Origin of the sequence: Bacillus sp. FSL W8-0770, from assembly GCF_038008705.1 — a bacterium.
GTDB classification, from domain to species: Bacteria; Bacillota; Bacilli; order Bacillales; family Bacillaceae_G; genus Bacillus_A; species Bacillus_A cereus.
Map to the genome: position 1 here is coordinate 421,542 of NZ_JBBOZR010000001.1, position 26,248 is coordinate 447,789.

The window sequence follows — 26,248 nt, forward strand, 5'->3', positions numbered from 1 at the left end:
TTTGTTTTACTAACAGTGTACAAAAATAAAAATTATAAAAAGAGAAACAGTGATGAATTTTACATAACTTTTACATATATACACAGTTCTTTACAATTGGAGTAAATCCTCTACAGTTGCTCCGTCTGTTTCACCTAAGTGTAAACCTAGTAGTCTAGCGATAGTTGGACCTTCATCAATAAGTCTCATATATGGGATTGTCACACCACTTTTTATACCTTTTCCGGCAGCGATAAAAATTGTTTCATAGTTAGGTTTTGTTGGAGAGTATCCATGCGTACCAAATGTATATTTTTTACTAGACGTAACATCTTTTTCGGTAATTTCTTTTATAAAATCTCCTGTATAGTTTTCAGTGAAATAATACCCTTCTCGTGCTTCTAACATGAATAAACAATTACCGTCTGCACCGCAGTCTTTCGCAGCTTCATCATGAAGTATAAATTCAATTCCGTTTTGTTTATTTTGAAGTAGGTCTTCAAGGAGTAGTTGTACCTCGCGAATTGTATCCGTATCATTTTTGTCCTTTACATATACATAGGCAGAGCCGTCGCAACTTTGGCAATAGGCTTTCCAGTCTACTAATTTTCCTTTTTTATTAAGAGATATAAGTCCTCTTTGATGGAATAGCACATTTAATTGGATGGATTTGTTTTCACTTAAAGCGCTATGATCACCAAGGGCAATAATTGTACTTTCTTCGTATAGGTCACTTTCTTTTAGTGCTTGAATAATTTTTCCTAGACGTTCGTCATGTCTCTGGATAGCAGCTATTGTTTCGTTAGATTCAAAGCCGTGATAGTGTCTTTGGGTGTCTAGATCGGTGAAATGTACAAACATGACATTAGGCTTTTTCGTCTGGATTGTATGCACAGCAGAGGCGAGGACGAAATCATCCAGCTCTGGTTGTGATAAACCATTTCTTATATGGCCGAAACGACGATTTAAATCTAATTGGTATAGTGGGCTACCGCTAAATAAGGAAACTAACACTAGATTTTGCCAAGGTCTATTGGGGAAAATTTCTGGTAAATTGTAATTGATGTTCGCTCTTCCAGTAACAGGCCATAGAAGGGCGGCTGTCGTTAAATTTGCTTTGCGCGCTTCATCATACAATGTTGTTCCTTTTATTGATTTTCGGTACCAATGCCAATCAGGTGATTCACGCCCTGGTTGAAGTAACGTATTGCTAACAACACCGTGCTTGTTAGGGTAATTACCGGTTACGATTGTTGAGTGGCTTGGATATGTTACAGAAGGATAAATTGGTTCTACTTTTTCGACAACCGTGCCTTTTTTTATTAGAGATTGGAAATGAGGTAGTTTTTGTAGTATAGGAAAATCTAAAGCTGATAAACAGTCGAATGATAAAATAATGACATGGTTTGTTAATGCTTTATCCATAAAGTTCCCTCCTGATTATATAAAACCTATTCTTATATATTACTATTAATACCTAGTAATAAAAATGTATTTTTAGGTGAAAATTTATTATTTATTTTCAGAAAAATTAAACATATAATTAAGTATAAGGGAATCTATGGAAGGAGGAAACACTATGGATTGGTTAGATGGATTTGGTATCTTTTACATCATTGGTGGAATTACGATTATCCTTGTATTTGCTATTTCATATTTACTAAAGAAACAGTTTCCAGACAAACAGTTCGATATTATATTTGCACTTAGTTTAATACTTCTTTGCTTAGCGTCCTTTCCCGTTACAATGATGGTTATTGGTGGGTGGGAAGGAATGGGATATGGATTTATTGGTTTCTTTGTCCTACTTGGTACACTTATCGGTATGATTGCACATCAACTTGTGAAAATTACGCGGAAAAGCTACGTATAAAACTGTAAAAAACGAAAAGAATATATAATAATAAGAAAATTAGCTATTGTTTTAAAAAAGAATTTGTATTATGATAATCAACAAATTTATTTCGTTATAACGATGAAAAAGGACTAGTACATGTTCAACCTTTTTAGCAGAGAGAGAATCCGCCAGGCTGAAAGATTCTTAAAAAGGCAATATGGAACCTGCCTTTGAGTTCTGCATATGCAGCGGGAATTTCCCGTTATCAAAAGAGAGCATGCGCAATTTTTGTGCATGAATCAGGGTGGTAACGCCGGCAAAGCTCGGTCCCTATTTAGGGACGCGGGCTTTTTTGTATTTTCTAGAAGGAGGAAGACTGACTATGGCAAAAGAACAAGTGCAAGCCATTACGAAGATGGAAGAGGACTTTGCGCAGTGGTATACCGATATTGTAAAAAAAGCCGAACTTGTTGATTATTCAAGTATAAAAGGGTGCATGATTTTACGTCCGTATGGTTATGCCTTATGGGAGAATATGCAGAAGGTGATGGATGAGAAGTTAAAAGAAACTGGCCATGAAAATGTATATATGCCAATGTTTATCCCAGAGAGTTTATTGCAAAAAGAGAAGGATCATGTTGAAGGATTTGCTCCTGAAGTAGCATGGGTTACGCATGGTGGAGATGAAAAGTTAGCGGAAAGACTTTGTGTACGTCCTACATCTGAAACTTTATTCTGTGAGCATTTTTCAAAAATTGTGCAATCCTATAATGATTTGCCAAAGTTATATAATCAGTGGTGTTCAGTAGTTCGTTGGGAGAAGACAACTAGGCCGTTCCTTCGTACGACTGAATTTTTATGGCAAGAGGGTCATACAATCCATGAAACGGCAGAAGAATCGCAGGCTGAAACATTAAATATTTTAAACTTATATGTTTCTTTTTGTGAGGATTATTTAGCAATACCAGTTATTAAAGGACAAAAAACAGAAAAAGAGAAGTTTGCTGGAGCAAAGGCAACTTATACAATTGAAAGTTTAATGCATGATGGAAAAGCACTTCAAACAGGAACCTCTCATAACTTTGGGACGAATTTCTCAGAAGCATTTGATATTAAGTTTTTAGATCGTAACGGTAAGTGGCAATATGTGCACCAAACATCTTGGGGTGTATCAACAAGAATGATAGGCGGGCTAATAATGGTTCATAGTGATAATAATGGACTTGTAATGCCACCAAAAGTCGCTCCAGTGCAAGTTGTTATTGTACCGATTGCTCAGCATAAAGAAGGAGTTTTAGCAAAAGCAACAGAGTTACAAGCGCATATTCAAAAAGTTGCACGAGTAAAAATAGATGCTAGTAATAAAACACCAGGATGGAAATTTAATGAGTATGAAATGAAGGGGATTCCAATTCGATTAGAAGTTGGCCCTAAAGATATTGAAAAGAATCAAGTTGTACTTGTAAGAAGAGATACGAAGGAAAAAGAGTTTGTACCAATGGATCAATTAGAAGAACGTATTCCAGCATTACTTGAAGAAATTCATATTGCTTTATTTAATAAAGCAAAAGCATTTCGCGATGAGAATACGTATGTTGCGACAAATTTCGAAGAGATGAAAAAAATAGCTGACGAAAAGCAAGGCTTTATTAAGGCAATGTGGTGCGGGGAATTAGCTTGTGAAGAAAAACTAAAAGAAGAAGTTGGAGTATCTTCACGTTGTATGCCTTTTGAGCAAGAGCATTTAGCTGAAGAATGCATTTGTTGTGGCAAAGAAGCTAAACAAATGGTGTATTGGGGAAAAGCGTATTAATACTTTTTCTGATAGGTGATAAAAAGGACTTTGGGCTGCATAATAAAATATAATCCAAAGTCCTTTTTAGTTTTATACTGTATTTCATGTATTCTTTTGATGGAAGGATGCTGCTCTTATTTTACGTTTTTACGACGAATAAACAGTAACATACCAATTAGGAATGTTGAAAGACACATTAAAATAGATATAGGGTAATGCGTTGCAGTATTAGGTAATTTATCACCTTGTTTTTTTGTATTATCTTTTACATTATCCCCTTGAGAACCGTTGCCCTCCTCAGAATTGCTATCGCCTTTAACACGATTGCCACCTTGAGAGCCATTACCACCTTGAGAACTGCTATCACCTTTAACACGATTGCCACCTTGAGAGCCATTACCGCCGTGTGAGCCACTGCCACCAGAGCCGTTGCTACCAGAGCCGTTACCACCAGATTCATTGCCACCAGAACCGCTGCCACCAGAACCACTGCCGATAGAACCGTTACCGCCGGAACCGTTGCCGCCAGAGCCACTGCCATCAGAACCGTTACCGCCGGAACCGTTGCCGCCAGAGCCACTGCCATCAGAACCGTTACCGCCAGAACCGTTTTCACCAGAGCCGCTGCCACCAGAACCGTTACCGCCGGAACCGTTGCCGCCAGAGCCACTGCCACCAGAACCGTTACCGCCGGAACCGTTGCCGCCAGAGCCACTGCCATCAGAACCGTTACCGCCGGAACCGTTTTCACCAGAGCCGCTGCCACCAGAACCATTGCCACCAGAGCCACTATCGTCCTGAGAACCGTTATTTCCTGGAGGTTTATTATTATCCTTTGAGTTTCCTTCTGCAAAATGATCGCTATTTTGTACAATAGCGTTTGTTAATGGTTGGAAGTTTTCAGTTGCGGCATTACCGATATTTAAACCGCTAAAAAAAGATAAAGAGAGTGTTGATGCTAAAATGAAGATTTTCGTCATGGTTTTCCTCCTAAGAAATTAATATTCCATCAATACATCCCTTTGTAATATTTCTTAGGAAAAAGAGTTTTATGCAAAAAAAACTATATATAGAAAAAGGTGGTGTATTTGTCAAAGCAGAAAAGAGTTAATGTAGATTTTCTACAAATAGTAGAGGTGGAGAATTTACATTCATAACGGTAGAGGAAGTGGCAGTAGATGAAAGTGTATATAGCGTTTGATATTGGCGGTACGCAAATTAAGTATGGTATTGTTTCAGAAATAGGGAGAGTATTAAAGCATAAAACAGTTGCAACAGAAATTCATTTAGGCGGAGAACAAATTATTCAAAAACTTATATATGTATCCAAAGAAATAATGAATGAACATACTATTGCAGGAATTGGTATTAGCACTGCGGGAATTGTTGATATTAATAAAGGAATTGTGATGGGAGGTGCCGATCATATTCCGGGATATAGTACTATTCCTATTATTGATAGATTGCAAGAGATATTAAAAGTTCCAGTATCGATTGACAATGATGTGAATTGTGCAGCGTTTGGAGAAAAGTGGAATGGTAGTGGAAGAGAGAAAAAGAACTTTATTATGCTCACCATTGGAACAGGAGTTGGGGGAGCAATTTTTATAGATGGAGAATTGTACCGAGGACATTCATTTAGTGCTGGTGAATGGGGGAATATGCTAATAGAAGGAAAAACGTTTGAAGAGGTTGCTTCGATTTCAGGATTAATTCGGCTTGTAAGAAAATATAAAGGCAAAGGCGAGTGGAATGGGAAAAGAATTTTCAAGTTGTATGATAAAGGAGATCGGGAAGTTGCTCAAGCAGTTGGGATCTTCTTTAAACATTTGGCAATCGGAATTAGTAATCTTGCTTATATTTTTAATCCAGAAACGATTATTATTGGTGGAGGAATTACCGATAGAGGAAATGAGTTTTTAAAAGAAGTAAAAGAAGAAATCAGTAAATACTTAAATCAAGAGATTTATAATAATTGTGAGATTGAACTTGCACAAAACGGTAATTGTGCAGGAATGATTGGTGCTATTTACCACTTCTTACATCATCATAAGTAAATTATATGAATGTTTTCATATAACTGAGAATTTATCCTTTTTATCGCTAGGTAAATAATGCTACAATATAAGAGAAGAATACAATATTTTCCGATTTGGAAAATGCTTTGTAGAAAGGGAGAAACTTCATGCCTATTATTTTAGAAAAAGGTCAAAAGATCGATTTAACGAAAGGACAACCAAAAGTAGCAAAACTACAGGTTGGCTTAGGCTGGGATCCAATTGGGCAATCAGGTGGATTTCTGTCTTCATTATTTGGAAGTAAACCAAATGTAGATTGTGATGCATCTGTTGTTATGTTAGAAGGAGATCGTTTTTTAAACAAAAATGATTTAGTTTACTTCGGAAATAAACTTTCTACTTGTGGTAGTATTATTCATTCAGGAGATAATTTAACAGGTGAAGGCGCTGGTGATGACGAAACAATTTTCGTAGAATTACATAAAGTTCCGAGCCGTATTAATCGTTTAGTATTCGTTGTAAATATTTATGACTGTGTAAATCGTCGTCAAGATTTCGGGATGATTCGTAATGCATATATTCGTATTCAAAACCCGCAAACTGGTGAAGAATTAGCACGCTATAATTTATCGGATAATTATGCTGGCAAAACGACTCTAATTGCAGGTGAAATGTATCGTCACGGAAGTGAATGGAAGTTTTCAGCAGTTGGAGAAGGCACGCAAGATAAAAACTTAAGTGAGATTGTATCACGTTATCAATAAAATAACCGAGGAGGAATTGTATATGGCATCAATTTCATTGAAAAAGGGACAAAAGGTAGACTTAACAAAAACGAATCCAGGTCTTTCGAAAGTTCTTGTAGGACTTGGTTGGGACACGAATCGTTATGACGGACAAAACGATTTCGACTTAGATGTTAGTATTTTCTTAGTAGGTGCGAATGGTAAAGTTTCAGGAGCTGAAGATTTCGTTTTCTATAATAATCCAAAAGGTGCGAATGGTGCTGTAGAGCATTTAGGAGATAACCGCACTGGTGAAGGTGAAGGCGATGACGAAGCGATTAAAGTAGATTTGAAAAATGTTCCTGCTCACATCGAACGTATTTGTTTCACAATTACAATTTATGATGGAGAAGGCCGTAGCCAAAACTTCGGACAAGTTTCTAATTCTTTCGTACGTATTCTCGACGAAGAAAAGAATGCAGAATTAATTCGTTACGATTTAGGAGAAGATTTCTCTATTGAAACAGCCGTAGTAGTAGGTGAATTATATCGTCATGCAGGTGACTGGAAATTCAATGCAATCGGAAGTGGATTCCAAGGTGGATTAGCGTCTCTATGTAATAACTTTGGTTTAGATGTAGAGTAATAGATTTGATTTGTATATCCATCGGTGAAATGTATGTTTACTGATGGATATATTTTTAAAGATAAAAATATAGAGGTGAATATAGATGGTTATTCAATTACAAAAAGGCCAGAAAATCGATTTAGGTAAGACAAGCCCTGGTTTAACAAAAGCAGTAATTGGTCTTGGATGGGATATTAAATCTTATGACGGCGGAGCCGATTTCGATTTAGATGCATCTGCCTTTTTATTAGATGCAAACGGAAAATGTACGAAGGAAACTGATTTTATCTTCTATAATAATTTACAGTCTCCTTGTGGATCTGTTTTACATACAGGAGATAACCGTACAGGTGAAGGTGAAGGTGACGATGAGCAACTTGTTGTAGATTTGAAGAAAGTTCCAGCAGATGTGCACAGAATTGCTATTACAGTTACGATTTATGATGCGGAAGGCCGTAGTCAAAACTTTGGACAAGTAGGAAATGCGTTTGTTCGTTTAGCGAATGAAGAGACGAATGAAGAAGTTCTTCGTTTTGATTTAGGGGAAGATTTCTCCATCGAAACAGCAGTTGTCTTTTGTGAATTATACCGTCATAATGGACAGTGGAAGTTTAATGCAGTAGGAAGTGGATTCCAAGGTGGTTTAGGTGCGCTTGTAAGAGCGTATGGCTTGGATGCATAGAAAGGAAACGATATTCGTTTCCTTTTTTTGACCTTTCTATAAATCTAGCAAAGAATAGGGGATAAAGGTAAGATGAGTATTTTGCAAGGAATCCTTGATACGTATGCTCAGTTTTTCGACTTGGACATGTGGATTAAAGTGTTGCAAGATCCAGTATCTTGGGGATTAATTGGTACACTTGTTGTACTTGAAGGGTTGTTATCTGCTGATAACGCACTTGTGTTAGCAGTAATGGTAAAACACCTTCCTGAAGAGAAACGTAAAAAAGCATTATTCTATGGACTTATTGGAGCTTATATATTCCGCTTTATTGCAATTGGAATTGGAATGTTCTTAATTAAATTATGGTGGGTAAAACTTCTTGGTGCACTTTACCTTGCTTGGTTATCAGTAAAATACTTTATTGATAAGCGTAAAGGTGCAGGTGAAGAAGAGGAAGCTCATGGTATGAACCAAAACAGTATTTTCTTCAGAATGTTCGGTGTCTTCTGGGGAACAGTTGCAATGGTCGAATTAATGGATATCGCATTCTCTGTAGATAGTGTACTTGCTGCATTTGGTGTATCTAATGAAGTTTGGATTTTATTATTAGGCGGAATGCTAGGTATTTTAATGATGCGTGGTATTGCCGGTGTATTCTTGAAATTGTTAGAGCGTATTCCAGAGCTTGAAACGACAGCATACATTTTAATCTTAATTATTGCATCGAAAATGTTACTGTCTTTAATCGAGATTGAGATTAGTCATACACTATTCTTTATTATTTTAGTTGTAGCATTTGGAGCAACATTTATAATTCACTACATGAAGAATTCTGGACAAGCTAAAGAAGAAGTTGCAGCTACTAAAGAAGACAATAAATAATTGAAATGGGTTTGCTCGTTTTGTGAGCGCCCATTTTTTATAACCAAAAATAGTTTATAATAGAAGAAGGACTTAGAAAAAACGTAAATGTTTTTGGAGGTGAACTGTTGTGTTTTCACGTTTTACACTTCAACCATATGCATTAAAAGATGAATCAGATTTAAAGCAATTTGAAACGCTTTTAGAAAAACGTCCACAATATGAACTGACAGAGAATGAGATGAAATTTAGTTATATAGCATGTCGAATCCTTGGCGTTCCTAATGATGTAGATGAATATTTTAATGAACTGTTTGATTATAGTGAAGCGAAAGGAATCGAAGTTTTACACGAACAAAATTTAAACAAAGTGATTGATTCGGAAAAGCTTCGTCATATTCAAGAAGTGTTCGGATTACATCAAGAAGCACCAAATGGTCTGACAGTAAATAGGTTAGTTGCACACTTATCTGGGAAACAACTTTTACCGAAAGTAGACAATCCTGATTTACAGCATTACATACATACGACGTTTATTTCACTATTGAAATTATATGAGAAACAACATAATCAGTCGTTAAAGACAGAAGGCTTCCGTCGTTTCTTAATCGACATAATTAAACTAAGCGAAAATTACGTAGCGAAGTGGTTCTCTACAATTAACTATAAGAAACAAATGCCGCGTATCGTTTGGTATGGTGATGCACAGGAAAGCCGTATATATTTCTTATACTTTCTTATTATGCTCGGTTGTGATGTGCTTTATTATCATCCAGAAGGAAAAGATGGATTTGAGAATGTCGATGAAGAGGGAAGGACCTTTATTGTGTCTCATCCAGGCCGTATTTCTCTTGAACCATTTCCAGATCGCCGCCGCGAGCGTGTGGCAACAGTAGCGTATCAAGCTTCAAAAGAAATTGAGCAAGTACTTCACCACGATAATTCACTGCTGTACAAGCCGTGGCAATTCCGTTCCTATACGCCTGTAGCTCGTACACTAAAAACAACATATGATGAACTCTTTTTAATTACGAAAGAAAAGGCGTTTGTACGTCCGACATTCTTTGTTGAAAATAAACACATTTATATCCCTTCTTTATTTGCGAAAATATCAGGTGTTTCAAAGAATGATAAAGAGTATTTTCAACGATTAAAGGCTGTTACATCATTTGATAATAGTTTATTAATTAATACATTCCCGTTTACGAAAGAACAAAAAGCAAATTTCCAATATCATTACCGAGATGCATTAGACCGTGGGGGGAAATTACATCCTGATCTAATTATGAATAGCCATTGGTGGCCGCATAAGCGTTTACCGGAAGGTTTACAACATGGGATTGCAGAAGCGATTATCCATACGTGTGAAAGTGAAATGTGCAAACCAATTGCGAAAGAGACGAAACAAGATGTAGCGCTATATGTTTTCGCGCAACTTTCTCAAATACCACCGAATATTTTAGAACAGCTTGAGAAATTTGATTATTCACAAGATGTACCGAAAATTGTTATATTTAATAATGAGAAGAGTGGAGAGTTAACTCGTTCTGATGCTGTTTTATTACTATTTTTAAATCAAATTGGAGTAGATGTATTCCATTTCAATCCAACAGGAAGAAACGATATTGAACCGTATATTGAAGCGGGGGCATTTGATTCCCATTGGCTTGAAGAGGTTAATTTCGATCTTGAGTTTCATGGTTCATCAGCTTATAAAAATTTATCACAAACAATAAAAGGACTATTTCGTCCATTTTTATAAGGAAAGGGAGAATACTATATGAATAACCCAGTCGTACTAGATCCGAAAACAGAATTAAATGAGCAAACAGCACAAGATGTTCGCTTACAACTTAGAAAAGATGCGGATGTACAACGTATTTATAATGCGGTAGATATTAAAGATCAATTAGAATTAATTGAACTTGGAAAAGAACCTTCTATGGAAATTTCACGTTTTGCTGATCAAATTTTACATACAATGTCATTATCAAAGATAGAAGATTCTGGTGAATTATTAAAACAGCTTGGTAAAATTATGGACAGATTTGATAGCAAAGACTTTGCGGAAGAGAAAAGTGGTTTCTTCTCACGTATGTTCAAAAAAGCGGATAAAATGATAGAACAAATTTTTAGCAAGTATCAAACGATGGGCCGTGAAATTGATAAAGTATATGTGGAAATTACGAAGTACCAAGATGAGATGAAAAAATCAATTGGTACGTTAGATGGCTTGTATGAGCAAAACTTAAAATATTATTTAGACTTAGAGAAGTACGTAGTAGCAGGAGAAATGCTATTAGAGCGTTTAAATACAGAATTAGTTCCGATGTATGAAGAGCGTGTGCGTAATAATGATCAATTAGCAGGTATTGAATTAGAGTCGCTTAAAAACTCTGTTGAAATTTTAGAGCAACGTATTGATGATTTAGAAAAAGCACGTATGGTTGCGTTACTTACAGCACCACAAATTCGTATGATTCAACGTGGTAATAATAAATTAATTGGTAAAATTAATACAGCATTTATTACAACGATTCCTATTTTTAAAAATGGTATCATTCAAGCGGTAAATGCGAAGCGTCAAAAGCTTGTTGCAGATTCTATGGCTGAACTGGATCGCCGTACAAATGAATTACTTAAGAAAAATGCACAAAATATCGCAACGCAAAGTGTAGAAGTAGCAAGATTATCAGGTTCTTCTAGTATTAAGATGGAAACGCTTGAGGAAACTTGGAACATTATTTCAAGAGGTATGCAAGAAACACAACAAATTGAAGAGCAAAACAAACGTGAGCGTGAAGAAAGCCGCAAACGTATGGCTACATTAACTGAAAACATTAAAAAAGAATTACAAGGGTAAATGAAAAGGCAATGAGGAAGAGTCCTCATTGCCTTTTAGTTTCTCTTCACTAATTTAATAATCTCATTCACAACAAGTGGAATGATACTTAATAAGAGAACAAATCCCCAATCTCGCATCGTTAATGCATGTACACCGAATATATTTGCAAGGGGCGGGATGGAGATGATACAAACTTGCATAAGAACACCGATAAGAAGGGAGAAGACTAAATATTTATTGGTAAAGATCCCAATTGAAAAAATTGATTTCGTTCTTGAACGCAAGTTAAATGAATGAACGAGCTGAGAAAAACTAAGAACGACAAATGCCATCGTTTGAGCGTGTAATAGAGCATCGTCATCAATTCGTTCTGGGAAAAGAGGGAATAAATTTGTATCTCCAGTATAGAATTTTGCTCCGGCGATAAAAGCTATTAGCGTTAACAGTCCAATGATAACCCCATTGAAAATCAGAAAAGGAATGCTACCACTAAATAAACTTTCTTTCGCATGTCGTGGTTTTTCCTTCATCACATCTGGATCTTCAGGATCAACCCCAAGTGATAATGCAGGAAGTGTATCTGTAATTAAATTCACCCACAAAATGTGAATAGGTCGTAGAGGTGTTGCCCAGCCAAGTAAAATGGCTAAAAATAAAGCGATAATTTCTCCGAAGTTACAAGAGAGTAGGAAGAGGATTGATTTTTTTATGTTACGATAAATATTTCTACCTTCCTCAACAGCCTTCACAATAGATGAGAAATTATCATCTGTTAACACGACATCTGCTGCCCCTTTTGCAACGTCTGTTCCTGTAATGCCCATCGCTACGCCAACATCCGCTTGCTTTAAAGATGGAGCGTCATTGACACCATCACCAGTCATAGAAACAATATTTCCCTTTGCACGCAATGCCTTTACAATTTTTACTTTATGTTCTGGAGAGACTCTGGCGAATACATTTAAATGATTAATTTTGCTTGCTAGCTCTGTATCTGAAATGTTATCTAATTCAGTTCCGATCATAATTTCAGATATTTCTTCAGCAATACCAAGTTCTTTGGCAATTGCAAAGGCGGTATCTTTATGGTCACCAGTAATCATAACTGTGCGAATACCGGCTTTTTTACATTCTTTAATTGAATCTTTCACTTCAGTTCGTGGTGGATCAATCATACCGACAAGACCAATAAAGATAAGGTTTTCTTCAAGATGATTTATATCCACATCGTTTGAATCGTATTGTTTAAATGCGAATGAAAGTACTCTTAAAGCTTCTTGAGACATTGATCCGGCAGCTTCTAATATTTGATTTTTATCAGAATCAGTTAAAATCTCGATTTTGCCGTTTTTAAAAATATGGGTACATCGAGGTAAGAGCTTATCAATAGCGCCTTTCGTCATGCTATAGTAGCTTCCATCGTATGTATGTACGGTTGACATCATTTTACGATCTGAATCGAAAGGTACTTCGTTAACACGTTCATGTATTTTTTCTAAATAATCTTTTTGCATGTTAAAAGTGGTTCCAGCAACGAGAAGTGCAATTTCAGTCGGGTCTCCCGTTTGTGATTCGTTATTATAAGACGCATCATTACATAGCACCATATTTTCTAACAATAGACGTTGCGCATTATTATTTACATTTAAACTTTCTAAGCGATCGTATGTGTTATCACTATAAAAGTGAGTAACGGTCATTTTATTTTGCGTTAACGTACCTGTTTTATCTGAACAAATAATTGTGACAGAACCGAGGGCTTCAACAGCTGGTAGTTTCCGAATGATAACGTTTTGTTTAATCATACGTTGCACACCAATTGCAAGAACGATGGAAACGATAGCTGGCAAGCCTTCTGGAATAGCTGCAACGGCTAAACTAATAGCAGTCATAAACATTTCTAACGTATCCCGGCCTTGTAAAAAACCGATGAGGAACATAATGATACAAATAGCTACAGCGACAAAGCCTAAATATTTTCCGACTTGTGCTAAGCTTTTTTGAAGTGGTGTCATATCATCGTCTGCTTCATGTAAAAGGGTAGCAATCTTACCAATTTGTGAGTTCATTCCAGTTTCAACAGCAACACCGACGCCTCTTCCGTATGTTACAAGAGTAGACATAAAGGCCATGTTTTTTTGATCGCCGAGTGGTACTTGTTCATCACTTTGCATGGAAGGGTGGTAGATTGCCTCTTTATCAACAGGGACAGATTCACCAGTTAGAGCAGATTCTTCAACTTTTAAATTTGCGGTTTCAATAAGGCGTAAATCGCATGGGATATATCGTCCGGCATCGAGCATAACGATATCCCCTGGAACGACGTGTTCAGATGGAATTTCTTTTAGTTCACCATGTCTCTTGACGATAGCTTTAGGTGTTGCCATCTTTTTTAGTGCCTCTAAAGCTTGTTCTGCTTTAGATTCTTGGACAACACCGATAACAGCATTTAAAACTACAACAAGCGCGATAATACTGGCATCCGCCCATTCACCTACAAAGGCAGAAATAAGGGCAGCAATAATAAGGACATATACGAGGACGTCATTAATTTGGGCGAAAATACGCTGCCATAAAGTGCGTTTTTGTTTTGTAGCTAATTCATTAGAACCGTATTGCTTTAAACGTTTACTTACAATTTCATCTGTTAAACCGTGTTGTTCGTTTGTTTCTAGGTCAATTAATGTTTGATCTTTCGTCTTACTGTACCAATTGCTCATAAGTAAGCACCTCCAGTAAAAACAGTTAGCAATGGTAGTGTTGCTATTATTTGTGAGTAGTATGTATGGAGAAAAAATCTAAGATGAGGTTCTACTTCTATTGTACAATATTTTACAGTTGGTTGAGGGAAAGAGATGAGTTGTCATGAATTTGTTGGAAATAAAAAAGAGCCTCATATAAGAGAGGCTTTTTTACTTTTTAATTAATGTACCTAATTCTTCTGTAATAGCTTGCATTTCACTAATGCTGAATGTTTCACGTTTCATAACATGATCATAAATGTCACGTAAATCTTCGTACATTTCTTCGTTAAAACTAGCAGCTCTCATCGCTCCAGCATTAACCATACGTAATTTTTCTTTAATAGCTTCGACCATATATTCAACGTTTTCTTCTGACTTTACGGATAAATCCACCGAAGTGTCCCCCTTTAAAATAACATAAGGCTATCTTAACATTTTTTATCATTTTCGTTAATGAATCTTTTCAATCCCATTAAATTAGTAGGGATTTCCTTTATATTTAATAATTGGTTGTTTATACTATAAGTATATATTAAGAAATGCACCAAGAAGGGAAGAAACAAAAGTATGGTTCAAGTATTGTTTGTTTGTCTTGGGAACATTTGCCGTTCTCCGATGGCAGAAGCGATTTTTCGAAATCTTGTCGTAAAAGAGGGACTTGAAGAGAAAATTGTCATTGATTCTGCAGGAACTGGAGATTGGCATGTTGGCCATCCGCCACATAAAGGAACACAAAAAATTTTAAAAGAAAATGCAGTCACTTTTGAAGGAATTAAAGCAAGGCAAGTAGAAAAAGAAGACTTAACAAAGTTTGATTATATTATTGCCATGGACAACAAGAATATAGCAGATTTAAAAAGTTTAGGTAAAACTGGAGGCTATATTGGTAGGCTGTCCGACTTTGTTCCAGACGGTGGCTGGACAGACGTTCCTGACCCTTACTATACAGGGAATTTCCAAGAAGTATATGACCTTGTAACAGAAGGGTGTGCAAAGCTATTAGCTTTCATTCGAAATGAACAAGGAATATGAGGAAGCTTAGAAAGAAATACTTTCTAACATAAGAAATGAAAGGGTGAAGGAATATGGCAAAGAAAAATAATATTGCTCGAAACATTGCGATTGGTGTAGCGGCAGGTGTAGCTGTATCCATGTTAAAGAAAGAAAACCGTGAAAAAGTAAAAAATACAGCAGAAAAAGCAAAAACAAAGATGATTGAAATTGGTGAAAATGCAAAGATCAAAGAAAAAGTGCAAACTGTTACAGATAAAGGACGCGAACTTGCTGATTTCAATGTGGTAAAAGCGAAAGTAGCAGAAATTAAAAAATTAACGCCATCTGTTGTAGAGACGTTAAAAGAAACGAAAGAAATTTTTAGTAAGAAAAAAGTTGAGCCAGAAGAAAAGCCAGAAACGATTGAAATTCAAGCTGTATCTCCAAAGGTAGATGAGCTGAAAGCAGAAGAAGAGCCAGTAGTTGCTGAAGATGGTGGTATGAAAGAAGCGCGTGAATTATTTATGAAAGACTCAAATGCAGTGGAAAAAAAAACTGAAGCGTACATTGAGTTAAAGCAAGATAAAGAAGAGAAGAAAAGCGTTTAAACATATATGAGAAAAATTTTAGAAAAGGTGAGAAGAAATCGTACTTATTCGTTTGGTAAAGATTTATATGACCGGACGATGCGCGATGATGTAGCGGGCTTGGCAGCACAGCTCGCTTATTTCTTCTTGCTTGCAATTTTTCCTGGGCTCGTTTTCTTAATTACGCTTCTTGGATTTATTCCCATTCAAACAGAGGATGTGCTTAGTTTATTAGAGGTTTATGTACCAGATGATGCAATGAACTTAATTGAGGTAAATGTAGATAAAGTTGTAAACCAGCAAAATGGTGGTTTATTATCATTTGGTTTATTATCCATGTTATGGTTTGCCTCAAATGGTGTTAATGCGGTTATGAATGCTTTTAACCGCGCTTATGACGTGAAGGAAACACGTTCTTTTATTACAACAAGAGCGTTATCAATTGTGTTTACATTAGCCATTATTTTTATGATTGTCTTTGCGTTAATTGTTCCGGTATTCGGACAAGTTATTGGAGCAGCAGTGTTTAAAGCACTCGGTTTATCAGATAGTTTTTCTTTCGTGTGGAGCATTACACGATTAGTAGCGAGTTTCTTCGTGCTATTTGCTTTGTTTAGTTTCTTATATACATTTGCCCCAGATCGAAAGTTAAAAAGAAGAGAAGTTATTTCAGGGGCGTTATTTGCTACTGTAGGATGGATTGTGGTATCGTACTCATTTGCTTATTATGTAGATAAGTTTGCGAATTACGCCAATACATATGGTGGTCTCGGTGGTATCATTATTTTAATGTTATGGTTTTACTTAACTGGATGGGTAATTTTACTTGGCGGTGAAATTAATGGTTTACTCCACCATTATAGAACCGGTGACAATAATTCCCGTAATGAATAATGAGCTCTTGTTCCATAATAAAAAGGAACAGGGGGGATATTTCATGAGTAATAATAAAAAGAACCATAACAATAAAAGTAATAATAAACAAAAGAGCAGTTCGCATCCAAAGCATAAAACGAGTAGCAGTGCGAACGGTCATAATAGCTATCATTAAAAAAAACGGGTCCTCTATGAGGGACCCGTTTTATTTGTTGCCTTTTAATAATCGTAAGCCATTCAAAATGACAAGAATCGTACTTCCTTCATGGCCAATAACACCGAATGGAAGAGCTAAAAATTGCAAGAAGTTTGAACAAATTAGCATGGCAATAACGGCTAGCGAAAAGATTACGTTTTGCTTCACAATACGGTTCATTCGTTTTGATAAACGAATTGCTTGGGAAAGACGAGATAGTTCGTTCTTCATCAGTACAACATCCGCAGTTTCTAAAGCTACATCTGTTCCTTCTCCCATTGCGACACCAATGCTAGCAGTAGCTAGTGCAGGTGCATCATTTATACCGTCTCCGACCATTGCTACTGTACCGTATTTTTCTTTTAACTTTTTAATCGTTTCAACTTTTGTTTCTGGTAAACATGATGCGTAATATTCCTTTATATTACTTTCAGAGGCAATTGCTTTTGCCGTTTCTTCATTATCTCCAGTAATCATAATTGCTTCGACACCAATGCTTTGTAATTCACGAATAGCAGCTATTGTTTCTTGGCGAAGCGTATCTTTTAAAGCGATAAGTCCAAGAATGCCTCCCTCATCACTAATATAAACGACAGTTTTACCTTCCTTTTCAAGTGAGGCAGAAATACCATTATGAAATGTTTTTGTTTCTTCACCGATAAAATCAGCTTTACCTATTTTATAAGCGTTGTTTTCGAATATTCCTTTTAGCCCAAAACCAGTTACATCTTCAACCTTTTCAGGTTTTTTTAATGTAATGTCGTACGCATGTTGTGCATATTTAACAATAGATTCAGCCAAAGGATGTGTAGAGTGACTTTCAATGGATGCTGTAATAGAAAGTACTTCTTTTTCTGTTATATTTTCTCGAACATATACATCTGTTACGGTAGGTTTACCTTCCGTTAATGTACCTGTTTTATCAAAGGCGATTGCTCTTACTGAAGCGAGTCGTTCTAAATGTATGCCACCTTTAAAGAGAATTCCATTTCTTGCTCCGTTAGAAATTGCAGATAACGTTGCTGGTGTAATGGCAGCAACGAGTGCACAAGGAGATGCGACTACAAGTAAGATCATAGCGCGATAAAACGTTTCATTCCAGCTCCAGTCAAGTAAGAAATGAGGAACGAACATCATAAGCGCAACAACGAGTAGTACACCTTTTACGTATGTTCCTTCAAACTTTTCGATGAATAGTTGTGATGGTGATTTTTCACTTTGTGCACTTTGGACGAGACGGATAATCTTTTGGAATAATGTTTGATCGTTCGGCTTCGTAATTTTAATTTCGATAGCACCACGTAAATTTACAGTACCTGCAAATACTTCATCGCCATGTCTTTTCTCATTTGGAATAGGTTCTCCCGTGATTGCTGCTTCATCGATATTTGTTTCACCGTTATGAATCGTACCGTCAGCAGGAACACGTTCACCTGGTTTAATTAAAATAATGTCGTTAATTTGTAACTCTCCAACAGGAACACGTTCCTCAGTTCCGTTGGAAATGCGTAATGCTTCTTCGGGTTGTAAGTCAAGAAGAGCGGAAATTTCTTTTTGGCTCTTACTTAATGTATAAGATTCCATAGCACCGCTGAGCGCGAAGATAAAGATTAAGATAGCCCCTTCTGCCCAGTAGCCAATAATTGCAGCACCAATAGCTGCAAAGAGCATTAGCATTTCAACATTTAGCTCTTTTTCTTCAATCGTATCTTCAATGCCTTCTTTCGCTTTTGCATATCCACCAACTATATAAGCAAGGATATAGCAAGTAATACCTACATTCATTACATCGTTCTTTGTGAATAACCAGCCAACTAAAATAAAAATACCAGATGCTACTGCAAATGCAAGTTCATAATGTTTTTTTAATGTGTCCCATAAAGAGGGATGGGAAATTGTTTCTTTTGACTGTAACGTTTTTACTTCTGAGTTCATTACTACCCGCTCCTTCCGCATTCTTATTGAGAAAAATAATCAAAATCGAAACCCCTATAAAACGACGAAAGCTGCCATCCATAATGGATAGCAGCATTTCTGTTGAATCTGTTTTTAATAGTTCTTATGTTGTAATTATTCTATAGTATATCATATGTTTTCATGAGATGGTACGGTTTTGTTTCAAGTATAAACGGAAAACTTGTGTTTTCGCAACTCCTCTGGTATATATGAATATTGTTCATAAAAAGGTCGGAAAGGAAGACAACAAGTGAAGACAGAGAAAATTTTTACCCATCCGATTGGCGTATTTATTGCTGCAATAGTAGCAACTTTTTTATGGGGAAGCGCATTTCCTTTTATTAAATTAAGTTATGTTGAACTTGGAATTCAACCACAAGAAGTTGGAGAGCAAATATTATTTGCCGGTTATCGTTTCTTTTTATCTGGAGTCATGCTCTTATTATTCTTTAAAGTGTTAGGAAAAGATATGAGCTTCAAAAAAGGAACAGGGAAACAGTTAATACAAATTGGTTTATTCCAAACGTTTCTTCAATATATCTGTTTTTACATTGGAATGAGTTATAGTTCAGGAATTGAAGGAGCTATCATTTCAGGAACATCATCATTCTTTCAAATTTTACTCGCCCATTTTTTATATAAAGATGATGCTCTCAATATGAGAAAATTAATTGGGGTATCTATTGGTTTTTGTGGCGTCATTTTAGTAAATGTGCCGAGTGATGGTAGCTTATCATTTCATTTTGGGATCGGAAGCTTATTACTTCTTAGTGCAGCAATGCTGTATTCATATGGAAACATATTAGCAAAAGAAGGTAGTAAAACATTAGATATTGGTTATATGACAGCATACCAAATGATTTTTGGTTCTATAGGATTATTATGTATAGGGGCTTTACAAGTTGGAGTCATGCCATTTACATTTAGTCTACATGCACTACTTATGCTAATTTATTTATCTTTCTTATCTGCAGCTGGTTTTTACATTTGGAATACAATTATGAAGTATAACAAGGTTGGAAAAGTATCTATGTATATGTTCTTTATACCCGTATTTGGTGTGTTATTATCGAGCATGATTTTAGGTGAAGCAATTCATTCATTTGTGCTACTCGGTTTAGCATGTGTAGCCGCGGGAATCATTGTGGTAAATAGGACACCAGCTAAGCAAAAAATGGAGCAAGAAAAACAAGTAGCATAGAGAGCAGAAAAGCGATTACAATGGAAGAACAGTACTGTTCTTCTTTTTTTATAGAAAAAGGATAATAGACTAAGTGTAACGAAAAAAGATACAAAAAGCATTTATTGAGGAGAAAATATTATGAATCTACTTTACGTGGTGTTAATTGGGCAAATATTTCTTTTTTTTATTGGTGCAATTTATGCAATGGGGCAGACAAAAAGAACGAAAGATAATATGCCGTTACCTTTAGCAATTCGTCTTATTCTTAGTTTTTCTTTAACAGGTAGTGCAATTTGCATATGGTTACAAGATCCATCTGTAGAGTATAGTACGTGGGTTGCACTTGGTATGACTTTATCGACTGTGGGAGATTTGTTTATGGCTGGGCTGATTCCAATTGGTCATCGATTAATTGGAGGGATGGTTACTTTCGCTCTTGCTCATTGTTTTTATGTAAAAGCATTTTTGCAAACAGGAATTTCATGGAATGGTTTTTGGATTGGCTTACTCGTATATGGGCTCTTTCTAATTGTAGGATGGTTCTTCTTTATCCGAAATGATAAACAGGATAAGTTGTTTACGATAGGAGCTCTAATTTACGGATTGTGGGTTGGAGGAATGGCTTGCTTTGCATTCGCCTTATATTATGAAAATACAGGGATATGGTGGATACCAGCGTTTGGTGGCTTACTGTTTGTAATTTCTGATTTCATTATTGGCGTGACAGATATCGGAGGGCGTAAATTGAAGTATGAGCCACTTTGGATTTGGTTTACATATGTAGCTGCTCAAATGTGTATTATATATGTGGGATTATAAAAAGATACTCTCAAAAATAGTGGATAGACTATTTTGAGAGTATCTTTTTTGCTTGTTAATTTGATCAGTATTTTTATTTTGAAATTCCCAATATTCTAATTTTATAATTCAGAATTTTGTAGAAAATCATCGGTCGTATTATTTATAATAAAAGTAAAAAGATGATGAGTTGGTGAAATGATGCAAAAGAAAAAACGTTGGCGTGAATTCTTTGGAACTATTGCAATTGCATGTTTATTGGTGTTTTTGGCGAAAATTTTTGTGTTTTTTCCGACGACTGTAAAAGGAGCATCTATGAGGCCAACGTTGCAAGATGGAGATAAGGTGATTGTTAATAAGTTAGCAAAACAATTTGAAAGCTATGGGAGAGAAGATATTATTGTTGTGAAAACAGATAATTTTTATGTCAAAAGAGTGATTGGATTGCCTGGAGATATAATTGAGATGAGAAATGATCAATTATATGTAAATTCTGAAGTGAAAGATGAAGAGTATTTGGATAGTAATAAAAAACAAGCAGAAAAAAAACTTATGAATTTAACAGAGGACTTTGGACCGATTACAGTTCCTGAAAATAAGATTTTTGTTATGGGAGATAATCGCTTAATAAGTAAAGATAGTAGAAATGGTTTAGGTTTTATTGATAGAGAAGATGTGTTAGGAAAGTTAGCAGGCATTTATTATCCGTTTGAACATATGAAAATAATAAAGTAAAAAAAACCAAGCAAATTTTAGTTTGCTTGGTTTTTTTGTTAAACAATAGGAGATTCGTTTGATACAAAGATATCTTCATGTTTCTTTGTAGTACTTAAAACAAATTTATGTTGTAGTAATTGTAGTTTAAATAACGCCAAAGGATCATGATATGTTTCTGGATTGCTTCTTAGCGTCGCTAATGTTTGCTCGTCTTCCTGTATCTCAAGTTGAGCTGCATCTACATTTTGTTTCAATATATTAAGTGGATCTTTGAAGAACATCATGATATCACGTTCTAATGCACCTTCAAATACTTCAAATTGAAGGAAGAATTGTTTGGAAATTGTGTGAGCAATTTCTGTATAGTCTTCTGTTTCAATATATTGTTTATATTTGTTGGCGAGCATAGATTGGTTTTTTTGCATATTACCAAATAATTTTCCGGCACTTTTTAAGAAAAACTGTGTCGGTGTAAAGCGTAATAAAATATTGATGTTCGTTACTGTAATTCGATTTGTCATTCGTGCAACATCTCGATTCCAATCATCTAATAATTTGAAATCGCAAGGAAGTTTCATACGTTCTTCTTTATATAATTTATTAAACGTTTCACTCATTTCATCTAAATAAGCTTGAGCTTGAATAAATTCATTATGTGCGGTTTCAATCCACTCTTGAATAGACCCAGTAAATTTAGGAAGAAGTACCTGTTGTACATGCTTTTGAACACGTTCATTCATTGCAGCATTTAATTCTTCATGAACTAGTTTGAAATCACTATCTTCTTGAACAAGATCAGAGCAACTCTGTAATAATTCAGGAATTTGAGAATGTATATCTCGTGTAATTTCTTCTTTCGTTAAAAGATAGGATTCGGTAATAGAGCGAATTTTATCTTTTTCAAGAGCAGTAAGGTTATTAATAAATCCGGTAAGTTTCACTGAGATGTGTTTATTCCAGCGTACGGATTTTACTAATGTATTTTCTAATTCCACACGTTCATTTATGAGATAAGCAATTGTCTTTTGTGTAAACCATATTAGCTTTTCTATACGTTCTTTTTCTATATCGCGTTTTGCAAGAGTAGAGAGAATAGATTCTGTTACATCTCCAAGTTGCTGGCTACTCTCTTGCGAAGGAGAGTATGGGAAGAATTGTGCATCTGGAAAATGTACTTTAAGTTTACTAATTAGTTTTTCATTAGTAGTCGTATTATTTGTGTGTAATACGAAGTGAATTTGTAAGTTTGGTACTTGTTCACGTAAATAAATTAATGTATCAATTTCTTTACTATGCAATGGTGAAGAAGAATTTAATACGTAAACAAGACTATCTGCTGCTTGTAAGTATTCAAAGTATGCATTGTTTTTATCCAATTGCTCTTGAATGGATGGTGTAAGAAGAAATGTAAACTTATTTTTTCTTAAAAACCTACTTGGTAGCTTAATTTCTATACATTTTTTCTCAATTTCTGACTGAGCAGATGTAGCCGTTATTTGATGGAGTTCATCAAGGTTAGGGATATTTCGTATATCTAACTCGGTAAATTCTGTTATTTCAGTTTGACTAGCGTCTTTAAATAGAATAGGAGTTGTTAAAGTTTCAGTTAAGATGTTCTCTCCCAATATTGAATTAACAAATGATGTTTTATCATGGTCACTAGTTCCAGCTATTAGTAGTGGTGTGACATTTAAATCACATAGTTCATGGACTAGTAGCGTAAATTGATGACTTAAATCTACATCATTTTTCTCAGCCCATACAGCGATTGTTTCGAATAAATGAGAAACTGTTTCCATATTTACATCTGCTTCAGCTGATGTATTAGAAAGTAAGGATCCAGCACTTTTTACGAGTAATGATTCTAAAGTTGTAGGTGAGACTTCATTCCATGCTAACACTGCTGCAGAGACAACTAGAGAATCTTTTGCTTTCGTTAAACTAAACCAATTTGTTAATAAATTTGGTACAAGTCCGTTTAATTCATGCATAAAATGATTTCCGGTAATTAATGCAAAGTATGTTTCTTGATAGCGAGTAGAAATTTCATTCCAATCGTCATTATTGTCTGTTTCAATATGCAAGAATAAATGATTAATACTTTGAATCCAAGGAAGGTATAAGGATTCATGTTGATAGCTATTCCAAAGAGCAATAACAAGTTCTTTAAATTGAGCTTGATCAACAGCATATAGAGCTTTTAAAGACTCATAGAAATATTCAGGCTTAATATTTTTTGTAAATCCTTTGTTTATGTAATTTATTAACGTATCAAACCAGTGTAAAGATTGTGTTCGAATACCTTCTTGAACAGCTAGTTCGATAGCGTTGTTCCAATCTTCTTGTTTTTCATAGAAAGAACGTGCAATTGCAGTAATATTTGGATAATCCGGTTGGAATGCAACAGCTTCACTAATCGTCTTAAAAGCGAGTCCTAAACTATCTTGTTCGATATAAAGAGAAAGAAGTTGTAAGGAAACCTCCATCGTAAGAGTTGTATCTTCCGTTTGAATAGATTGATAAATTTCTTCTGCCTTTGGTAAGAATCCTAGTTCAAAATAAGCATCTGCAATATTTTTTGTCGCCCAAAGTGCAAGAGCATTATTTACTTTTTCCCATTTAAATATAGCTGCTTCAAAATCTTTATTTTGATAATAAAATTCACCTTGAGCAAATCGAATATTAGAAATGTTGGAGAATTCATTTTTAGATTCATTTATATATGCTTCACCGAGTACTTCGGATGCAGGAGTAGAAGTTTCTTCTGTTAAAAATGTTTTATAGTAAACTTTTTGAATAAATTGATTTTCAATGGTCATGTTCGTTCCCCCCTGTATAATTTAGAAAAATGATGTCGTATGTAAAAGGGTGTATGTTCTTTTAATAGGTAGAAGTTGCATTATATAGACCAAACTATGTTTTTGCTAGATATATCATTTTTCTTGAGAGTTAAACCGTTGCGAAAAGTAACTTTCCTTTATTGTAACAAAAAAACACGCATATGAATTTTTATTTTTTATCGGGTTATTTGCGGGCAGTAAGAATCTAATCTCAAAATTGTTGAATGTAAGTAAGTTATGTGGGAGTCGGGATGTCTGTAGAAGCAAGATTGGCATAGGTTAATAATTAGTAGAGGATGAACAAAACTCCCACTGATTAAAGTTTCACTTTATCTCTGTTAAAGGAAAGAATAGAAGTAGAGTTCATTATAAAAACAATGTATAGTGAATATGTATACCATGTTTGCCTTAAAGATAGAAAGGGTACAATGTGGAATAACGATCGTGCATAGGATGTGTCTTCCGAATGGAACAACATATTGGCGAGTTAATCGCGCATTATGGCTATTTTGGAATTGTTATAGCTTTGGCTGGTGGGATTGTCGGATTACCGATACCAGACGAGTTTTTATTGACCTTTGTTGGTTATAATGTTTCAAAAGGAGTTATGTCAGGAACTGCTGCTTTTTTAAGTGGGATGGCTGGTGCGATGTTAGGGATCACGTTAAGCTACATATTAGGTTTAAAACTTGGGCTCCCTGTTTTAAAGAAATATGGGCCGAAAATTAGAATTAAAGAACATCACATTGAAAAAACACATATTTTATTTGAAAAATATGGGCCATTTCTTTTAATGATTGGTTATTTTATACCGGGAGTACGTCATTTAACGGCATATTTTGCTGGGGTATCAAATTTGACACTTTGGCGTTTTTGTTTGTACGCTTACGGTGGTGCGCTCATTTGGATAAGTGTTTTTATTGGGCTTGGCTGGAAGTTAGGCGAGAAGTGGCGCTTCGTTGAGTATAGTTTACATCATTATGGAATATGGATTTTATTAATTTCAGCAGTTGTTACATGTGTTGTATGGTTGTACATAAAGAAAAAGAAAAAGAAAAACCGCTAATAGCGGTTTTTTAGCTGAAAGCAATAAATAATACACCAGCTGTAATAAAGACTACACCAACACCGGTCATAAAGTTTAACTTTTCACCGAGGATAATCATAGCGAGAATGATAGAAAATACGACGCTTAATTTATCGACAGGAGCTACTTGTGAAACCTTTCCTGTTTTGAGGGCAAGAAAATAAAATAGCCATGACGAAGCACCTGCAACCCCACTTAATGTGATAAATAGCAGTGCTTTTTTATTTAGCAGTACGTCGCCGATATTTTGAAATTTACCTTGTATGATAATAACGCCTATCATAAATAATGCCATAATAATAGATCGAATTGTTGTTGCAACGTTTGCATCGATGCCGTCTAAACCAAACTTTCCAAAAATAGATACAAGGGCAGCAGCAATTGCTGATAATAGTGCAAATAAGAGCCACGAACTCATAGTAAAATTCCTCCAATCTTACAGTGTTATACATGAAAATGATTCTCATGTATAAAGTTGAAGCAATTGAGCTTTATAGAAAGCGCGACTTCAACTTAACTTCTTGCTCCACCTGAATTTTAAGGTGGGAGTTTTACTGCCTGTAAATAGTGGGCTAAATAACGAAATAATCCCCACCTTATATTTTTAATAAGGTGGGGATTATTATACTACTCTGCAATTTCCTCATATAAAAAGTACGTTACATTATAAATATGTTCTACTTCATCGTCTGTCATAAACAATAATTCGTCACGCTCAATCCCTTTTTTCTTTTCAATAAACTCAATCATATTTTTGCGTTCTTCTCTCTTCATCAATTTTATTTCTCCTCTCAATCTGTTTTAATACAGTTTATTTAAGTTACTGCTATTATATAACAGAATCTTTGGAAAGTTCCACCTATTTTATTATTTTTTTTAAAAGAACTTTTCGACAAAACAAGCCCACCTAAGGGGGGGC

Annotated in this window: 24 protein-coding genes and 1 other annotated feature; of the genes, 16 read left to right on the forward strand and 8 right to left on the reverse strand. The window is 35.3% G+C overall.

The window, feature by feature from the left end:
- Positions 1–90: 90 nt before the first annotated feature.
- Positions 91–1,404, reverse strand: a complete 1,314-nt coding sequence (locus NST27_RS02215) for an alkaline phosphatase family protein (RefSeq protein ID WP_061662056.1) — start codon at positions 1,402–1,404, stop codon at positions 91–93.
- Between the two features lie 154 nt (positions 1,405–1,558).
- Here NST27_RS02215 and NST27_RS02220 point away from each other — a divergent pair, with 154 nt between their 5' ends.
- Positions 1,559–1,852, forward strand: coding sequence for a YesK-like family protein (locus tag NST27_RS02220; RefSeq protein ID WP_000383847.1), 294 nt, complete (start codon positions 1,559–1,561; stop codon positions 1,850–1,852).
- Between the two features lie 93 nt (positions 1,853–1,945).
- Positions 1,946–2,151, forward strand: a binding site (T-box leader).
- Between the two features lie 47 nt (positions 2,152–2,198).
- A complete protein-coding gene (proS, locus tag NST27_RS02225; protein ID WP_001040942.1) occupies positions 2,199–3,629 on the forward strand; it encodes a proline--tRNA ligase in 1,431 nt (476 codons plus the stop codon).
- 116 nt (positions 3,630–3,745) lie between these two features.
- Here the strand turns inward: proS and NST27_RS02230 are convergent, their stop codons facing one another.
- A complete protein-coding gene (locus tag NST27_RS02230; RefSeq protein WP_047385551.1) occupies positions 3,746–4,591 on the reverse strand; it encodes a hypothetical protein in 846 nt (281 codons plus the stop codon).
- A gap of 198 nt (positions 4,592–4,789) precedes the next feature.
- Here NST27_RS02230 and NST27_RS02235 point away from each other — a divergent pair, with 198 nt between their 5' ends.
- The 7 genes from NST27_RS02235 to NST27_RS02265 all read left to right on the forward strand — a co-directional run bounded on the left by NST27_RS02235 (position 4,790) and on the right by NST27_RS02265 (position 11,370).
- Complete coding sequence (locus NST27_RS02235; protein WP_000870142.1) at positions 4,790–5,668, forward strand: ROK family protein; 879 nt, start codon at positions 4,790–4,792, stop codon at positions 5,666–5,668.
- 128 nt (positions 5,669–5,796) lie between these two features.
- Complete coding sequence (locus tag NST27_RS02240) at positions 5,797–6,393, forward strand: TerD family protein (protein WP_001121586.1); 597 nt, start codon at positions 5,797–5,799, stop codon at positions 6,391–6,393.
- Between the two features lie 22 nt (positions 6,394–6,415).
- On the forward strand, positions 6,416–7,000 hold the full coding sequence (locus NST27_RS02245) for a TerD family protein (RefSeq protein ID WP_000146726.1): 585 nt from the start codon (positions 6,416–6,418) through the stop codon (positions 6,998–7,000).
- 85 nt (positions 7,001–7,085) lie between these two features.
- On the forward strand, positions 7,086–7,664 hold the full coding sequence (locus NST27_RS02250) for a TerD family protein (protein WP_000236642.1): 579 nt from the start codon (positions 7,086–7,088) through the stop codon (positions 7,662–7,664).
- 72 nt (positions 7,665–7,736) lie between these two features.
- Positions 7,737–8,528 carry a TerC family protein gene (locus NST27_RS02255; protein ID WP_000025688.1) on the forward strand — a complete coding sequence of 264 codons (792 nt, stop codon included), beginning with the start codon at positions 7,737–7,739 and terminating at the stop codon, positions 8,526–8,528.
- A 109-nt stretch (positions 8,529–8,637) separates the two neighbouring features.
- A complete protein-coding gene (locus NST27_RS02260; RefSeq protein WP_000492867.1) occupies positions 8,638–10,269 on the forward strand; it encodes a YceG family protein in 1,632 nt (543 codons plus the stop codon).
- An 18-nt stretch (positions 10,270–10,287) separates the two neighbouring features.
- A complete protein-coding gene (locus tag NST27_RS02265) occupies positions 10,288–11,370 on the forward strand; it encodes a toxic anion resistance protein (RefSeq protein ID WP_001064405.1) in 1,083 nt (360 codons plus the stop codon).
- A gap of 35 nt (positions 11,371–11,405) precedes the next feature.
- Here the strand turns inward: NST27_RS02265 and NST27_RS02270 are convergent, their stop codons facing one another.
- Together NST27_RS02270 and NST27_RS02275 are read right to left on the reverse strand one after the other, a co-directional pair.
- Positions 11,406–14,072, reverse strand: coding sequence for a cation-translocating P-type ATPase (locus NST27_RS02270; RefSeq protein WP_047385555.1), 2,667 nt, complete (start codon positions 14,070–14,072; stop codon positions 11,406–11,408).
- 192 nt (positions 14,073–14,264) lie between these two features.
- On the reverse strand, positions 14,265–14,489 hold the full coding sequence (locus tag NST27_RS02275; RefSeq protein ID WP_000366196.1) for a DUF1128 domain-containing protein: 225 nt from the start codon (positions 14,487–14,489) through the stop codon (positions 14,265–14,267).
- A gap of 174 nt (positions 14,490–14,663) precedes the next feature.
- Here NST27_RS02275 and NST27_RS02280 point away from each other — a divergent pair, with 174 nt between their 5' ends.
- The 3 genes from NST27_RS02280 to NST27_RS02290 are packed head-to-tail and all read left to right on the forward strand — an operon-like array spanning position 14,664 to position 16,570.
- Positions 14,664–15,128, forward strand: a complete 465-nt coding sequence (locus tag NST27_RS02280) for a low molecular weight protein-tyrosine-phosphatase (RefSeq protein WP_000250916.1) — start codon at positions 14,664–14,666, stop codon at positions 15,126–15,128.
- Between the two features lie 53 nt (positions 15,129–15,181).
- The gene (locus tag NST27_RS02285) at positions 15,182–15,697 is read left to right on the forward strand and encodes a DUF4075 domain-containing protein (protein ID WP_001085388.1); all 516 of its coding nucleotides are present in this window, start codon (positions 15,182–15,184) and stop codon (positions 15,695–15,697) included.
- Between the two features lie 6 nt (positions 15,698–15,703).
- Positions 15,704–16,570 carry a YihY/virulence factor BrkB family protein gene (locus NST27_RS02290; RefSeq protein WP_001226536.1) on the forward strand — a complete coding sequence of 289 codons (867 nt, stop codon included), beginning with the start codon at positions 15,704–15,706 and terminating at the stop codon, positions 16,568–16,570.
- Positions 16,571–16,757: 187 nt separating this feature from the next.
- Here NST27_RS02290 and NST27_RS02295 read toward each other — a convergent pair whose 3' ends face one another.
- Positions 16,758–18,683 carry a heavy metal translocating P-type ATPase gene (locus NST27_RS02295; RefSeq protein ID WP_001083771.1) on the reverse strand — a complete coding sequence of 642 codons (1,926 nt, stop codon included), beginning with the start codon at positions 18,681–18,683 and terminating at the stop codon, positions 16,758–16,760.
- 271 nt (positions 18,684–18,954) lie between these two features.
- Between NST27_RS02295 and NST27_RS02300 the strand changes: the two genes are divergently transcribed.
- The 3 genes from NST27_RS02300 (at position 18,955) to lepB (ending at position 21,420) form a co-directional block, all read left to right on the forward strand.
- Positions 18,955–19,905, forward strand: a complete 951-nt coding sequence (locus NST27_RS02300) for a DMT family transporter (protein ID WP_000845728.1) — start codon at positions 18,955–18,957, stop codon at positions 19,903–19,905.
- A 120-nt stretch (positions 19,906–20,025) separates the two neighbouring features.
- Positions 20,026–20,706: a lysoplasmalogenase gene (locus tag NST27_RS02305; protein ID WP_001051070.1), complete on the forward strand. Its 681-nt coding sequence runs from the start codon at positions 20,026–20,028 to the stop codon at positions 20,704–20,706.
- Between the two features lie 177 nt (positions 20,707–20,883).
- Positions 20,884–21,420: a signal peptidase I gene (lepB, locus tag NST27_RS02310; RefSeq protein WP_000983307.1), complete on the forward strand. Its 537-nt coding sequence runs from the start codon at positions 20,884–20,886 to the stop codon at positions 21,418–21,420.
- Positions 21,421–21,458: 38 nt separating this feature from the next.
- On the opposite strand, the gene NST27_RS02315 is transcribed toward lepB, so the two are convergent.
- A complete protein-coding gene (locus NST27_RS02315; protein WP_061662054.1) occupies positions 21,459–24,221 on the reverse strand; it encodes a tetratricopeptide repeat protein in 2,763 nt (920 codons plus the stop codon).
- A 487-nt stretch (positions 24,222–24,708) separates the two neighbouring features.
- On the opposite strand from NST27_RS02315, the gene NST27_RS02320 reads away from it, so the two are divergent.
- The gene (locus NST27_RS02320; protein ID WP_000434877.1) at positions 24,709–25,308 is read left to right on the forward strand and encodes a DedA family protein; all 600 of its coding nucleotides are present in this window, start codon (positions 24,709–24,711) and stop codon (positions 25,306–25,308) included.
- A 10-nt stretch (positions 25,309–25,318) separates the two neighbouring features.
- On the opposite strand, the gene NST27_RS02325 is transcribed toward NST27_RS02320, so the two are convergent.
- Positions 25,319–25,747, reverse strand: coding sequence for an EamA family transporter (locus NST27_RS02325; protein WP_000100296.1), 429 nt, complete (start codon positions 25,745–25,747; stop codon positions 25,319–25,321).
- Positions 25,748–25,956: 209 nt separating this feature from the next.
- The gene (locus NST27_RS02330) at positions 25,957–26,103 is read right to left on the reverse strand and encodes a BH0509 family protein (RefSeq protein ID WP_000817786.1); all 147 of its coding nucleotides are present in this window, start codon (positions 26,101–26,103) and stop codon (positions 25,957–25,959) included.
- Positions 26,104–26,248: the final 145 nt, after the last annotated feature.